This is a genomic window from Vibrio natriegens NBRC 15636 = ATCC 14048 = DSM 759, from assembly GCF_035621455.1.
GTDB lineage: Bacteria > Pseudomonadota > Gammaproteobacteria > Enterobacterales > Vibrionaceae > Vibrio > Vibrio natriegens.
On sequence record NZ_CP141822.1, the window covers coordinates 947861 to 962822 of the forward strand.

Consider the following 14962-nt stretch of genomic DNA (forward strand, 5'->3'; position numbering starts at 1 on the left):
AAAAAGGAGGTAAGTAATTACCTCCTTTTTTTATTTCTCTTATTGAATCCAAACAATTAGCCCCCATATACTGCCTTAAGTAATACGTTAAACGTGAAAGCGGAAGAGAGAATTATATGAACTTGGAACGTTCCGAGAGTATCGAGATCCCGGTACTACCTCTACGTGACGTAGTGGTCTACCCGCACATGGTCATTCCATTGTTTGTTGGTCGTGAAAAATCGATTAGCTGTCTAGAAACGGCGATGGAAACAAACAAACAAGTTCTGCTTGTGGCACAAAAGCAAGCGGATACAGACGAGCCAACGGTTGACGACCTATTTGAGGTAGGTACGGTAGCCACCATTCTTCAGCTTTTAAAGCTTCCTGATGGCACAGTAAAAGTACTGGTTGAAGGTCAGCAGCGTGCGAAGATTAATCACTTTAAAGAGAGCGATTTTTTCTTAGCTGAAGCTGAATTCATCGTGACACCTGAGCTGGATGAGCGTGAGCAAGAAGTTATTGTTCGTAGTGCGATCAACCAGTTCGAAGGCTTTATCAAGCTGAACAAAAAAATCCCACCAGAAGTTCTGACTTCGCTAAATGGGATTGATGAAGCCGCGCGTCTAGCCGATACCATCGCAGCTCACATGCCTTTGAAATTGGTCGACAAGCAACAAGTACTTGAGATCATAGACGTTACCGAGCGTTTGGAATTCCTGATGGGCCAAATGGAGTCGGAAATCGATCTGCTGCAAGTTGAAAAACGCATCCGTGGCCGCGTTAAAAAGCAAATGGAGAAGTCTCAGCGCGAGTACTATCTGAATGAGCAAATGAAAGCGATTCAGAAAGAGCTAGGTGAGATGGAAGATGCGCCGGATGAATTTGAAACGCTGCAGAATAAAATCGAAGAGTCCAAAATGCCTCAAGAGGCGCGCGAAAAGACAGAGCAAGAGCTACAAAAGCTTAAGATGATGTCTCCAATGTCTGCGGAAGCAACAGTGGTGCGTAGCTACATCGATTGGATGGTGAGCGTTCCTTGGGCTAAGCGTTCTAAAGTGAAAAAGAACCTGGCTAAGGCAGAAGAGATTCTAAACGAAGATCATTACGGTCTGGAGCGCGTCAAAGAGCGCATTCTGGAATACTTGGCAGTACAAAACCGTATTAACAAGCTGAAAGGCCCAATCCTTTGTCTTGTTGGTCCTCCAGGTGTGGGTAAAACCTCTCTTGGCCGTTCGATCGCATCTGCGACTGGGCGTAAATACGTGCGTATGGCGCTTGGTGGTGTGCGTGACGAAGCTGAGATTCGTGGCCACCGTCGTACTTACATTGGCTCACTACCGGGTAAGCTTATCCAGAAAATGTCTAAAGTTGGGGTTAAAAACCCGCTATTCCTTCTTGATGAGATCGATAAGATGTCTTCTGACATGCGCGGTGATCCAGCATCTGCACTGCTAGAAGTTCTGGATCCTGAACAAAACAACTCGTTCAACGATCACTACTTAGAAGTAGATTACGATCTGTCGGATGTAATGTTCGTTGCGACGTCTAACTCGATGAATATCCCAGGTCCGCTTCTTGACCGTATGGAAGTTATCCGTCTTTCTGGTTACACAGAAGATGAAAAACTGAACATCGCGAAACGCCACTTGGTAGATAAGCAGTTGAAGCGTAACGGACTGAAGCCAAACGAGATTGTTATCGAGGACTCAGCGATTGTCGGCATTATTCGTTACTACACTCGTGAAGCGGGTGTACGTAACCTAGAGCGTGAAATTTCTAAGATCTGTCGTAAGGCGGTGAAGAATATCCTGCTGGATAAAGATATCAAGTCTGTGACCGTATCTATGGACAACCTGAAAGAGTACCTGGGTGTTCAGCGTTTTGACTATGGTAAAGCTGATGAAAGCAACCGTATTGGTCAGGTGACGGGTTTGGCTTGGACTGAAGTCGGTGGTGATTTGCTAACTATTGAAACTCAGTCTATGCCGGGTAAAGGTAAACTGACACAGACGGGGTCTCTTGGCGACGTGATGCAAGAGTCTATCCAAGCGGCCATGACAGTTGTTCGCTCTCGTGCTGAAAAGCTGGGTATCAACACCGATTTCTACGAGAAGAAAGACATCCACGTGCATGTTCCTGAAGGTGCGACACCAAAAGATGGCCCAAGTGCTGGTACAGCAATGTGCACTGCTTTGGTTTCTGCGTTAACTGGTAACCCAGTGAAAGCGGAAGTGGCAATGACGGGTGAAATCACACTACGTGGTGAAGTTTTGCCTATCGGTGGCCTAAAAGAAAAATTACTTGCGGCACATCGTGGCGGCATTAAAACGGTACTGATTCCAAAAGATAACGAGCGTGATTTGGAAGAGATTCCAGAGAATGTTATCGCAGATCTGACAGTTATCCCGGTTCAGTGGATTGATGAAGTACTGAAAGTTGCACTCGAGCGAGACCCGACGGGCGTTGAGTTTGAAGCTAAAAAATAGTGATGTGTAGCAAAAATAAGTAAAAGTTTGCGCTGATAAGCCTAAAAAGGCTTGTCAGCGTTTTTTTTGGGCGCTAAGTTAGTTTTGATAGCTCTCAGCCCTTTATGTATAAGGGTTGAAGCATATTTATTAATTATGGAACGAAAAGTCATCACAAAAATAATCACAGATGGCACAAAGGGGAAATTACAGTGAATAAAACTCAGTTAGTTGAACAAATCGCAGAAAATGCAGATATTTCTAAAGCGTCAGCAGGTCGTGCACTAGATGCATTCATTGAAGCAGTAAGCGGTACGCTTCAAACAGGTGACCAAGTTGCTCTAGTTGGTTTCGGTACTTTCAGCGTTCGTACTCGCGCTGCACGTACTGGTCGTAATCCAAAAACTGGTGAAGAAATCCAAATCGCAGAAGCAAAAGTGCCTTCATTCAAAGCTGGTAAAGCACTAAAAGATTCAGTGAACTAATTCATAGGGCTTTGACTCTATAAAGGCTATTTGAATAACTTTTGCTCAAACAATTCGTTTCGAACAAAAATTTACAATCTTCGGGCCGAACTTTCTTAAATTATGCGCATCATACTGATGCGCATTTCTTTTTCTGGTACTATTGCGGCATTATTTCTATTAGATAGAAGCAGTAGGCTTCAATTGTGGAGAGCAATTAAATTATGATGGATCGACTACGCGAAGGCGTGAATAGCATCGCGGTCAAAATTATCCTTGGGCTTATCATCCTGTCTTTCGTATTCGCAGGTGTAGGTAGCTACATTGTTGGTGGCACTAACAACGCAGCAGCGAAAGTTGGTAACACGGATATCCCTCGTGGCGAGTTCGAGATGGCTTACCAAAATGAGCGTAACCGCATGCAAGCTCAATTGGGTGACTACTTCTCTCAAATGCTGGCAGATCCGGCCTACGTTGAATCTTTCCGCAAATCGGTTCTTGATCGTATGATCAATGATGTGTTGCTTGATCAGCAAGCAGAAGCACTTGGTCTTCGAATCAGCGATGAGCAGGTTCGTAGCATGATTCTGGAAATGCCTCAGTTCCAGTCAAACGGCCAATTCGATCAGGAAATCTACCAAGCGTCTTTACGTCGCGCAGGTTTCTCTCCAGATACTTTTGCTGAATACATGCGTCGTGAGCTCGTTCGTGAGCAGCTGCTTAATGCTCTACAAACCAGTGAGTTCACTCTTCCTGGTGAAGTACAAGTTCAAGGTGAGCTTTTCACTCAAACTCGTGATATCCGCACTGTTGCTATCGATTTCGAAGAGTTTGCGAAAAACGTAGAACTAACCGATGAAGAAATTCAAGACTACTACAAAGCAAACCAAGATAACTTTACTCGCCCAGAGCAAGCTAAAGTGGCTTACATTGAACTGTCTGCTGAAGCACTGAAAACACAGATCGAAGTATCTGATGAAGAAGTGCAAAAGTACTACGACGAGCACCTTGATAAATACTCTTCAGAAGAGCAGCGTCGTGTCGCTCATATTCTGGTAGAAGGTGATGATGAAGCGAAAGCACAAGCTATTTTGGATGAGTTAAATAACGGTGCTGAGTTCGCAACACTTGCAGAAGAAAAATCTGATGACTTTGGCAGCGCTGAAATTGGTGGTGACTTAGGTTGGATTGAGCGTGATGTAATGGACCCGGCGTTCGAGGAAGCGGCTTTCGCACTTGAGAACGTTGGCGATGTGTCAGAGCTAGTGAAGTCTGATTTCGGCTACCACATTATCAAGCTTGAAGAGCTAAAAGATTCAGTTGCAAAACCATTTGCTGATGTAGCTGCTGAAATCAAACAAGAACTGGTTGATCAGAAAGCGGTTGATAAATTCTATGAGCTACAGAATGAGCTTGAACGTGTTGCCTTTGAATACCCTGATTCACTGGACGACGCATCGAAAGCGGTAGATCAAGAAGTGAAAACGACTGGCTTTGTTTCTCAAGCGGATGCACCAGAAGTGCTTCGTAACCCTGCTGTGATGCAAGCTATTCTAAGCCCTGAAGTTAAAGAAGACGGCCTTAACTCTGAAGCGATCGAAGTGGCACCTGAACACATTGTCGTTGTTCGTGTTGAAGAGGCTCGCCCTGAGACGGTTCTTCCTCTTGACGAAGTGAAAGACCAAGTGGTTACTGAACTTTCACGAGTGAAAGGTGAGCAGGGTGCATTAGAGCTTGGTACAAAAGTTGTCGCGGCTCTGAAAGAAGGCAAAACGGAAGTTCTTGCTGAAAATAACTTAGCGTTCGGCGAGAAAGAAACTGTCGATCGTCGCTCTCCGTTTGCACAGACTGTATTTGCTATGGCAAAACCAGTTGAAGGTAAGCCTGTATACGCTCAATCGAAAGATCTAGAAGGCAACGTTGTTGTTATTGAACTGGATGCGGTTAACTCTGAGCTAGATAGTGCCCTAGAGGATCAAGTAGCAATGCAGATGGAGCGTTCATCTTCGCAACAAGATCTGTCTTCTGTACTGGCAGTACTACGAGCGAATACCGACATCGAATACTTTGTTGTGAGCAACTAAGCATTAATAATGTAATTTGCATGTCAACTAAAACGGGTCGCGCAAGCGGCCCGTTTTATTTTCTGCTCAACAAACTTCAATGAATAGCGAGCTTTACCTAAATTAGTTCCGATGTTTTTACCAGCAACAATACTGAGACCATCGTTGAAATTTATATCTCAACTAATAGGGAGAGCATATGTTTAATATGAAATGGGTTTTAACTTTATTGTTATGCGTATTTGCACCGTTTGGGTTGGCAGCAGATACAACAGCGGATAAATATGAAGGAATTGAAATTACCGTAAACATCAATTCAGCGACAGCAGAAGAGATTGCAACAATGCTGAAAGGGATTGGTGAAAAGAAAGCGCAAGATATTGTCGATTATCGTACCGAGCATGGCCCATTTAAAACAGTGAGTGACCTGGGGAATGTTAAGGGAATCGGAGATGCTACTTTGAAGAAAAACGAAGGTCGCATCATCCTCTAGCCACGGCTATTGTTCATTGTGTTATTGAGTTTTGTATCCGGTTACTGTTTTTCGAGCCAAGTTTTTTCTTGGCTCAGTTTATTTACCCAAACAAACGGCGACGACTGCCTTTTTCCAGCAGTGCCATGCCCAGCCCGCCAATCGTCCCAAATAGGTGGGCATCAATTGCGACGCGTGCACCAATCATTGCTGCCGTGCTTGTTGATGGGCCGTAAAGCTGTTCCCAAACCACTTTAGCTATCAAACCGCCAACGAGTAATAAGCTGCTTCTTCTGGCTTCGAACACTTCTCTTAGCGCCCAAAAGCCAAACAGACCATGCAGCACACCAGAAAGTCCCACATAGACTTTCATGTTGGTGAACAAATTCAAAGCACCGACGAAAGTACACAGCAGTAGAAAGACAATGAGGAAGTTTTTTGTACTCGGGCGGAAAACAAAGCTAATAATCCATAGTCCGGCCAGGTTCATGCCTAAATGAGCAAAGTTGGTATGAGTTAAATTTCCTGTTACGATTCGCCACCATTCACCGTGGCGAATATTATAGGCGTGCCACTCGCTCAGGCTCGCCATTGGTTCAAATTGCAGTGCTACGCAGATAACGCTGATGATAGTCAGCAAAGTATAAAGGTTCACTCTATGTCTCGTTATTGTTCTCAGTGTGGAAAATCGCGCAAAGCTTGTATTTGCTCTTGGATTGTACCGCTAGAAAGCGAAGTCGAACTTATCATTCTTCAACATAGTAGTGAAGAGCATCGGCCACTTGGTACGGCACGGATTCTAAAATTAAGCTTAGACAACTGTACTTGTTTGATCGGTGAAGATTTTTCTCAGGATGAAACCTTAAACAACTTACTGGCGGATGGCGATTATGAGCATTTGATTCTCTACCCATCGGAGCAATCCGTATGCCTGTCTGAAGTTGAAGAAGAGAAGCGTATAAACAACAAGAAAATTCGTCTTATCTTGTTGGATGGAACCTGGAAGAAAGCGTACAAGATGTGGCAGCTTTCAACCAATCTACATGGCTTACCAACGGTGAAGTTGCCTGAAAACCTTCAAGGCGGGTATACGATTCGAAAAGCACCTTCTCAGAACAGTTTATCGACGGTAGAAGCGGGCTTTTATGCACTAAGCATACTTGAACCTCAACAGAACTTTACGCCTCTGCTGAATGTGTTTGAAAAGATGATTGAGTTTCAAATCGCCCAGATGCCTCCGGGCGTTTTTGAAAAGAATTATCTGAAGGACAGTAACGACTAAAGCACGATCGACGAGAATAATTGTCGATGCAGTTTCTGCGCATGGCTGTCGGTCATAGCTGAAATGTAGTCAGCTATGACCCTCATTTTGTCGCTTTCAGTGTCAGCCTGACACCAAAGCTCTTTGGTGTGTATCGGAAGTAAACGTTCAGGCGCGGTCGTCAGCGCTTCAAAGATATCCATGATGATTTGTTGACCTTTGTACTCCACAATTTGCACTTGTGGAACCTGGATGACGTACTGGCTAACGAAGTGTTTCAAAACATCGAGGGCTTTTGCTGTTTGCGGCTCTAAACAAGCATTCCAGGCGAGAAGCGGACTAGTGAAGGCGACATCCACAGGCTTAATTGAAATACTGGTCAGCAACGCATTGACCATACCGCCAATCGCGTCTTTTCGTTCATGGTGTTTACCGCTGAACAACATTTGGCCAATAGAGTCGATATGTGCCTCAAACCACGGGTCACCACAGTCGGCTAATTGGCTGGCAGCACCTTCTTGCCATTGATGGCGCGTTACCATGCCGAGAACAATCGCATCTTCTAAGTCATGAACGCCATAAGCGATATCATCGGCTAACTCCATGATGGAGCAATCAAGTGATTTAAAGCGCGTTTTGCTGTGTTCCAAATCGGATTCTGGCTCATTGCGCATTTGGCTAAGTTGAGCTTTGTCATTGTCTGTAAGAGGCTCTAAAACCCAGTCGAACAGCGCTTTGTCGCAGTCGTATATTCCTTTCGCTGGGTACCATTCGTGCGCTTTCAGTTTTCGTTGGTGTTCTGCTGGCGCAGGTAAAACGGTTGAGCGAGTCTGGCTTATTAGGGCGGGGTACTTTATTAGGCCAAGCAGAGTTCGGCGCGACAAGTTCATGCCAAAGTGTTCTGTATACGGCTCCAGCTTGGTCACGATGCGAAAAGTTTGTGCATTACCTTCAAAGCCACCATGTTCTCGCATCATGTAATTTAGCGCGATTTCACCACCATGTCCGTATGGAGGATGACCGATGTCATGCGCCAGACAGAGCGAATCTATCAGGCTATCTGATGGTAATAGATCGCGAAATTCCGCTTGTTTCTTTTTGAGCTGAGCAACGATTCCCGTTCCCAGCTGAGCTGCTTCCAGTGAATGGGTTAAGCGGGTGCGGTGAAAGTCTTCTAGGCTGTTACCGTGCACCTGGGTTTTGGCCTGCAGGCGACGAAAAGCGGCAGAGTGCAGGATTCGGGCTCTGTCACGTTGGTACGGGCTTCTGTGGTCATCTCGACGGATCTTATGTTCATCGTCATGGCGTTGTTGCCATTGTGAGTGCAATTCAAATGACACGAATATCTCCTTTGACTAAGACCTTAACTGATTTCATCCAGTGACAACTCAAAGCTTGGTGCAAAGGTAGTCAGAAAGTAATCCATTTCTGGTGTGTGACGCTCTTGCAATGTCACTTCAAGTCTCTTTTTCGCTAAAGCAAACTCGTGGTTACCTGCACTCAATTCCTCTAAGCATTTCAAATAGGCGCAAATGGAATCAGCTTGTTTGACAATTTTTGCGTCTTCTTCGTGTGCAGAGTGAGAGAGAAGAAATGGGGCAAAGTCTTCATGAAATTCTTCAGGCAGCATAGACAGAAGCTTTTGCTCAGCAGCGGCTTCAATCTTTTTATACTCTTTCGCGATTTCTGGATTGTAGTACTTAACAGGCGTTGGTAAATCGCCAGTAAGCACTTCACTTGAATCGTGATACATCGCGAGAAGGGCAATACGTTCAGGGTTCAGAGCGCCGCCGAACTTCTTGTTTTTGATTAACGCGAGGGCATGGGCAACAAAAGCGACTTGTAAGCTATGTTCCGAAACGTTTTCTGGTGATACAGAGCGCATCAAAGGCCAGCGTTGGATCAGCTTCATTCTTGCCAAGTGGGCGAAAAAATGGCTCTCTTTCATAGCTTTCTCCGTTTCTGGTGTAAAAAAGGAACTCACTAGGAGTTCCTCTAAGCATATGAGAGATCAGTACTAATTACTACCAGTGATTCATTACTGGCTATAAGTCGTTAAGAAGCGCTCGAATCGTCCGATTGCGGTTTCAAGATCTTCGACATGTGGGAGTGTCACGATGCGGAAGTGATCCGGTTTTGGCCAGTTAAAGCCGGTGCCCTGAACCAAAAGCACTTTTTCTTGTTTCAGGAAGTCCAACACCATTTGCTGATCGTTTTTGATGTTGTACATCTTGGTATCAATTTTCGGGAACAGATACATAGCGCCTTTCGGCTTAACGCACGATACTCCCGGGATTTGCGTGATCAGCTCATAAGCGCGATTACGCTGCTCGAGCAGGCGACCACCAGGTAAAATCAGTTCATTGATACTCTGGTATCCACCCAGTGCAGTTTGGATTGCGTGCTGCATTGGCACGTTTGCACACAAGCGCATTGACGAGAGCAGTTCCAGACCTTTTATATAGCCAGGTGCGAGGTGCTTCGGCCCTGTAAGGAACATCCAGCCACCGCGGAAACCACATACACGGTATGCTTTTGACAGGCCGTTGAACGTCATCACAAGTACGTCTTCAGTCAGTGTCGCAACAGAGGTGTGTGTCGCTCCGTCGTAAAGAACTTTATCGTAGATTTCGTCTGCAAAAATAATAAGATTGTGCTGACGTGCAATTTCAATGAATTCAAGTAGGAAATCACGGCTGTAAACCGCACCCGTTGGGTTGTTCGGGTTGATTAAAACGATGCCGCGAGTTTTCGGCGTGATTTTACTCTTGATATCTTCTAAATCTGGATACCAGTCTGATTCCTCATCACAAATATAGTGAACCGGTTTACCACCCGATAGTGCCACAGAAGCAGTCCACAATGGGTAATCTGGGGCAGGAATAAGCAGCTCGTCACCATTGTTTAACAGCGCCTGCATCGACATCATGATCAATTCTGATACACCATTGCCTACATAGACATCTTCTACGTCTAGAGAGCGAATGCCTTTACGCTGATAATGCTGAACTACGGCTTTACGAGCCGAATAGATCCCTTTGGAATCGCAGTAACCTTGAGAAGTTGGCAGATTTCGGATTACATCGACTAAAATCTCATCAGGGGCGTCAAAACCAAATGGGGCGGGGTTACCAATGTTTAGCTTTAGGATTTTATGCCCTTCTTCCTCCATGCGCTTAGCATGTTTGAGTACAGGACCCCTAATGTCGTAGCAGACATTATCGAGTTTTGACGACATCCCGATATTTTGCATTGTTTAATTCCTAAAAATTCGTTAATTTCTTTATTAAAATACAATAATTTGTATTTTAATAGAATATATATCTGTAAATTATCTGTTTATAGTCTTTGTTTTGCACCTTTGCTGTTCTACGAGTTTGCAAAAGATCGCATACAGCCTTGATTTGCTTTAGGTCTAAACTTAGAGTAGCCATAAGTTACCCTTTATCCTCACATACTACGAGGTTGATTTGTCACAGTTCCATCAAGCCGTACAAAGAATTATCAAGCGAGTTCAGAAAATACAAGGCAATCCAATGCGTTTGGTCGAGCCTCTTGGCGAGAAACCACACTTTTCATTGATTGATTGGCTTGATGCGCAACCTCTTTTTCCCAAGTTTTATTGGCAATCCCGTGATACTCGTGAAGAAGTTGTCGCTTTAGGACAATTGCATTCTTTTGTCGACCCTGGTTCAGCCTATACGATTCTGGGAGAGGGCCAGCGAGTTTGGGGCGGGCGCTCTTTTGACGGTCAGCATGAGAAAAACCGTCGCTGCATGACCTCGTTTTTCTTTTTGCCGCAAATAGAACTGATTCGCTTTGATGAACAATGGTCTTTAGCGGTTAATATTGCTGAAGATACTTCACGTACATTAGCTGGATTACACAAGCTGGCTTGTGATGTCGCAGCCTTAACGCCAATTTCTACTCACATACGGTTAATAGAGCATACTCCGACTCAGCCTGAGTGGGGAGACCTGGTAGACAAAGTACTGAATGGTATTGAAAATGATGACTTCAAAAAGGTTGTTCTGGCACGTCGTTCCACGCTTCACCTCGATAGAGAGTTGAGTGCAGCACAATTGCTCAAAGCAAGTGCCAGCCAAAATCATCATAGCTTCCATTTTCTGTTCAGTTTGGATCGTAAGCACAGCTTTATGGGCTCTACCCCAGAGCGTCTCTATGCGCGGGTGGGGCATGAACTTCATACTGAAGCTTTAGCTGGAACCATTGGTCGTGGGGATAATGCGACCCATGATATGGAACTGGCTAACTGGCTATCGCAAGACATAAAAAACCTGAAAGAAAATCAGTATGTTGTGGATGATATTGTTGAGCGTTTATCCCCTCACTCTGAATCAGTCGAGGTGGAAACGGAGCCCCGATTGGTGCGACTGAGAAAAGTGCAGCATCTCAAACGTAATATCCACGCAAGCCTCAAAGCTGGCATAAATGGTGTGCAGCTGCTTTCTGCATTACAGCCTACTGCGGCCGTTGCTGGTTTACCTCGTCAAGAGTCTATGCAGTTCATACTTGAAAATGAGCCGTTTGCTCGAGGTTGGTACGCAGGTTCTATGGGGTACATTAGTCACGAACGCGCGGAGTTTTGTGTTGCGATAAGAAGTGCTTTGGTACTTGGTGATCAAGTTCAGTTGTTTGCCGGGGCAGGGATCGTACCTGGCTCGGTTGCCGAGCATGAATGGGCTGAACTGGATAAGAAAATGTCAACGTTGTTAACGCTCATCTCTGAGCACCCGCCACTTGGAGTGGCATCATGAGTCATGATCAAGCCGTACTAAATCGTATTTGGTCTGAAACACTGTTGATAGAGCTGAATCGATTTGGTGTTGAGCATGTGTGCATCGCGCCTGGTTCACGTTCAACACCGTTAACGCTAGAAGCCGCCGATAATCCTAATTTTACGATTCATACCCATTTTGATGAGCGTGGATTAGGCTTTATGGCGTTGGGCTTAGCGAAAGCCAGTCAAAGTCCGGTAGCGGTCATTGTGACTTCTGGTACTGCTGTCGCGAATTTACTGCCAGCGATTGCGGAAGCTAAATTAACCGGTGAGAAGCTGGTGCTGTTAACCGCAGATCGTCCGGTAGAACTGGTTGGCTGTGGAGCGAATCAAGCCATCAATCAATTGGGCATTTTTTCTCAACATGTGTCTGCGAGCTTGAATCTGCCAAGTCCGACAGAAACTACGCCGCTTAACTGGTTGCTTACATCCGTTGATGAAGTGATGTATACACAGCTGCTGGAAGGGAGCGCTGTACATATTAACTGTGCTTTCCCTGAGCCTCTCTATTCCACAGGCTCTAAACGCGAATATCAGCACTATCTCAGCTCTGTCACCGCTTGGAGGGAGAGCCGCCGTACTTACACTCAGCGTTTTTCGTCTCTCGCAGTCAGCGACATCCCTTGTTTAGAACAGAAAAAGGGTGTTGTGATCATTGGTAGCTTGCCTTTAGAAGAGTCCGAAGCTGCGCTTTCATTTGCTCAAAAGATGGGTTGGCCAGTATTGGCTGATCCGCAAAGTGGCGTCAGCTCCGAGTGGGGACACTACGATTTATGGTTGACCTTGCCGAATCTGGCACAACAGCTTGAATTGTGTGATCTGATAATTCAGTTCGGCAGTCGCATCATCTCCAAGCGTCTGAATCATTGGATTGAAACTCAGGTTACCCGGGGAATTGAAGAGCGAGAAACTGAATATTGGTATATTTCCCAGCGCCCAGGCCGAAATAACCAAAGCCATCTGCCGCAACTGCATTGGGTTGAGTCGCCAAAAAGTTGGGTGGAACGTGTCTCTGCTGAAAATTCAATTGAGTCTGGATGGGCAAGCCAGCTAAAAACAGACGTTGAGCAAATCAGCCAGCACATTAGACACTCGTTTTTAAGTGCATCGACCTTCGACTTAAATGAAGTTGCCGTGGCGGTTGATATCGAAGAAAGAGCGAAAAACGTAGACGTCTTTCTTGGCAATAGCCTGTTCGTCCGTTTAGTCGATATGTTTGGTCGTCTGGGCAAAAGTGAGGTGTTTTCTAATCGTGGCGCTTCTGGTATTGATGGAATTCTGGCTACGGCATCTGGCGTACAGCGCTCTCGTGACAATCCATTACTGGTTTATATTGGTGATACATCCGCGTTGTACGATCTTAACTCTCTGTCGCTGTTTACTCATTCGAAGCGGCCTGCTGTTATTGTTATTACTAATAATGACGGCGGCGCCATATTTGATATTCTCCCTGTGCCACAGGAACATCGCCAGACCTATTACCAAATGCCTCATGGTTATCAGTTTGAACATGCGGCAAAACAATTTGGCTTGAGTTACCAACAGCCCAAAACGTTAGAACAGTATCAGGCACTGGTCTCCGATCACTTTGAGCATGGGCAAGGTACACTGGTAATAGAAGTACAAACACCACCTAGCCAAGCGGTGGAACTGATTAAAATATATAATAAAAACCTGCATGCTAAGTTCTAAATACTTTACGGCAACTGGAAAACACCAAAGCGTCAAACTCCCTACTTTGGTGTTTTTGCATGGCTTGTTAGGAAGTGGGGAGGATTGGCAAACCTGTATCGATGAGTTGACCGAGTTTGAACGGGTGACCATAGACCTACCCGGCCATGGGGCTAGCCAGGCTACCTGTTGCTCCGATTTAGATGATTGCTGCAAATCCCTTAATTCCACACTATCTTTATTATTTTCTTCTCACCAACCGCTTGTTTTGATTGGTTACTCCATGGGTGGCCGAATTGCCATGCATGGATTAGCCAAGAACTGCTTTCCAGATCTCAATATTTGCGCCGCGTTTATTGAGGGGGGAAACTTCGGGCTTCAAACAGAGTCAGAGAAACGAGCGAGGTTTGAAAACGACTATCGCTGGGCGTCGCGCTTTGAAATCGAACCTATTGAACATGTTTTGAGCGATTGGTATCAGCAAACGGTGTTTTCTTCACTAAACCATGAGCAAAGACAAACATTGATTGCGAAGCGTAGTGCTAATCTTGGCGATGCTGTCGCGAAGATGTTACGTGCGACATCGCTGGCAACACAGTCGTATCTGTTACCAGCATTACAAGCGCAACCAGTACCAGTTTATTACCTTTGTGGTGCGAAAGATAAAAAATTCTGTCAACTGGCAGCAAATAGCGGGTTGATGTATCGACAAATTGAGGGAGCCGGGCACAACGTCCATCATGAGCAACCCAAACAATTTGCGATGTATATAAAGCAAATAATTGAATCTCACTTAAAGTGAGAGTAACGATAACAATGGGAATCACCATGGCAAAAACAGTAGGCATTTCTGAAGAAGAACTTTACGCTCCGGTTGAATGGAAAGATTGCAGCGAAAAATACGATGATATCCATTATCACAAGTCTGTAGATGGCATTGCGAAAATAACCATCGCGCGTCCACAAGTGCGTAATGCGTTCCGCCCTCAAACAGTGAAAGAGATGATTGATGCATTAGCAGACGCACGTTATGACTCTGCTGTTGGTGTGATTATTTTAACCGGTTTGGGTGAAGATGCGTTCTGTTCTGGTGGTGACCAGAAGATCCGTGGTGATTACGGCGGTTACAAAGATGACCAGGGCACTCACCATTTGAATGTTCTGGACTTCCAACGTGACATCCGCACTTGTCCAAAACCAGTCATTGCTTCTGTTGCTGGCTGGGCTGTCGGTGGTGGTCATGTTCTGCACATGATGTGTGATTTAACCATTGCCGCTGATAATGCGCAGTTTGGTCAGACTGGTCCTAAAGTCGGTTCGTTTGACGGCGGTTGGGGTGCCTCTTACATGGCTCGTATCGTCGGTCAGAAAAAAGCACGCGAAATTTGGTTCCTGTGTCGTTTCTACAATGCGCAAGAAGCATTAGATATGGGCTTAGTGAATACCGTTGTACAACTGGAAGATCTTGAGAAAGAAACCGTTCGCTGGTGTCGTGAAGTACTTCAGCACAGCCCAATGGCGCTGCGTTGTCTGAAAGCGGCGTTGAATGCTGACTGTGATGGTCAGGCAGGCTTACAAGAACTGGCAGGTAACGCGACCATGATGTTCTACATGACCGATGAAGGTCAGGAAGGCCGTAACGCCTTTAACGAGAAGCGTCGCCCAGACTTCGATAAATTCCCTCGTAACCCTTAATCCGTATAGAAGAGAAGCCATAGGGCTTCTCTGAATTAAATTTAGAGCCCAAGGATCTTGTCCTTTGGGAGGACGCTGATTTTTCTTT

General features: G+C 45.4%; 13 protein-coding genes. 9 read left to right on the forward strand and 4 right to left on the reverse strand.

Annotated features, from left to right (window positions below; translation table 11 throughout):
* Positions 1-116 precede the first annotated feature (116 nt).
* The 4 genes from lon (at position 117) to VER99_RS04400 (ending at position 5467) form a co-directional block, all read left to right on the forward strand.
* Positions 117-2468: an endopeptidase La gene (gene lon, locus VER99_RS04385; RefSeq protein ID WP_020336143.1), complete on the forward strand. Its 2352-nt coding sequence runs from the start codon at positions 117-119 to the stop codon at positions 2466-2468.
* A 191-nt stretch (positions 2469-2659) separates the two neighbouring features.
* Positions 2660-2932, forward strand: a complete 273-nt coding sequence (locus VER99_RS04390) for an HU family DNA-binding protein (protein WP_014231223.1) — start codon at positions 2660-2662, stop codon at positions 2930-2932.
* Between the two features lie 203 nt (positions 2933-3135).
* Positions 3136-4995, forward strand: a complete 1860-nt coding sequence (gene ppiD, locus VER99_RS04395) for a peptidylprolyl isomerase (protein WP_020336144.1) — start codon at positions 3136-3138, stop codon at positions 4993-4995.
* 187 nt (positions 4996-5182) lie between these two features.
* A complete protein-coding gene (locus VER99_RS04400; protein ID WP_031779272.1) occupies positions 5183-5467 on the forward strand; it encodes a ComEA family DNA-binding protein in 285 nt (94 codons plus the stop codon).
* A gap of 82 nt (positions 5468-5549) precedes the next feature.
* Here VER99_RS04400 and rrtA read toward each other — a convergent pair whose 3' ends face one another.
* A complete protein-coding gene (rrtA, locus tag VER99_RS04405) occupies positions 5550-6101 on the reverse strand; it encodes a rhombosortase (RefSeq protein ID WP_020336146.1) in 552 nt (183 codons plus the stop codon).
* A 3-nt stretch (positions 6102-6104) separates the two neighbouring features.
* Here rrtA and VER99_RS04410 point away from each other — a divergent pair, with 3 nt between their 5' ends.
* Positions 6105-6728, forward strand: a complete 624-nt coding sequence (locus VER99_RS04410) for a tRNA-uridine aminocarboxypropyltransferase (protein WP_020336147.1) — start codon at positions 6105-6107, stop codon at positions 6726-6728.
* Here VER99_RS04410 and VER99_RS04415 read toward each other — a convergent pair.
* The 3 genes from VER99_RS04415 to VER99_RS04425 all read right to left on the reverse strand — a co-directional run bounded on the left by VER99_RS04415 (position 6725) and on the right by VER99_RS04425 (position 9960).
* Positions 6725-8047 (reverse strand): anti-phage deoxyguanosine triphosphatase, encoded by a 1323-nt coding sequence (locus tag VER99_RS04415; RefSeq protein WP_020336148.1) that lies wholly within the window; start codon positions 8045-8047, stop codon positions 6725-6727. The two genes, VER99_RS04410 and VER99_RS04415, sit on opposite strands and share 4 nt — an antisense overlap.
* A gap of 23 nt (positions 8048-8070) precedes the next feature.
* A complete protein-coding gene (gene yfbR / locus VER99_RS04420) occupies positions 8071-8655 on the reverse strand; it encodes a 5'-deoxynucleotidase (protein WP_014231229.1) in 585 nt (194 codons plus the stop codon).
* Between the two features lie 90 nt (positions 8656-8745).
* Complete coding sequence (locus tag VER99_RS04425) at positions 8746-9960, reverse strand: pyridoxal phosphate-dependent aminotransferase (RefSeq protein WP_014231230.1); 1215 nt, start codon at positions 9958-9960, stop codon at positions 8746-8748.
* A gap of 217 nt (positions 9961-10177) precedes the next feature.
* Between VER99_RS04425 and VER99_RS04430 the strand changes: the two genes are divergently transcribed.
* Genes VER99_RS04430 through menB form a run of 4 tightly spaced genes read left to right on the forward strand, consistent with a single transcriptional unit; the run spans position 10178 to position 14874 of the window.
* Positions 10178-11485, forward strand: coding sequence for an isochorismate synthase (locus tag VER99_RS04430; RefSeq protein WP_024372724.1), 1308 nt, complete (start codon positions 10178-10180; stop codon positions 11483-11485).
* A complete protein-coding gene (gene menD / locus VER99_RS04435; RefSeq protein WP_020336152.1) occupies positions 11482-13200 on the forward strand; it encodes a 2-succinyl-5-enolpyruvyl-6-hydroxy-3-cyclohexene-1-carboxylic-acid synthase in 1719 nt (572 codons plus the stop codon). The genes VER99_RS04430 and menD overlap by 4 nt, the downstream gene beginning before the upstream one ends.
* Positions 13187-13981, forward strand: a complete 795-nt coding sequence (gene menH / locus VER99_RS04440; RefSeq protein WP_024372723.1) for a 2-succinyl-6-hydroxy-2,4-cyclohexadiene-1-carboxylate synthase — start codon at positions 13187-13189, stop codon at positions 13979-13981. The genes menD and menH overlap by 14 nt, the downstream gene beginning before the upstream one ends.
* 26 nt (positions 13982-14007) lie before the next feature.
* On the forward strand, positions 14008-14874 hold the full coding sequence (gene menB / locus VER99_RS04445) for a 1,4-dihydroxy-2-naphthoyl-CoA synthase (RefSeq protein ID WP_020336154.1): 867 nt from the start codon (positions 14008-14010) through the stop codon (positions 14872-14874).
* The last annotated feature ends 88 nt before the right edge of the window (positions 14875-14962 follow it).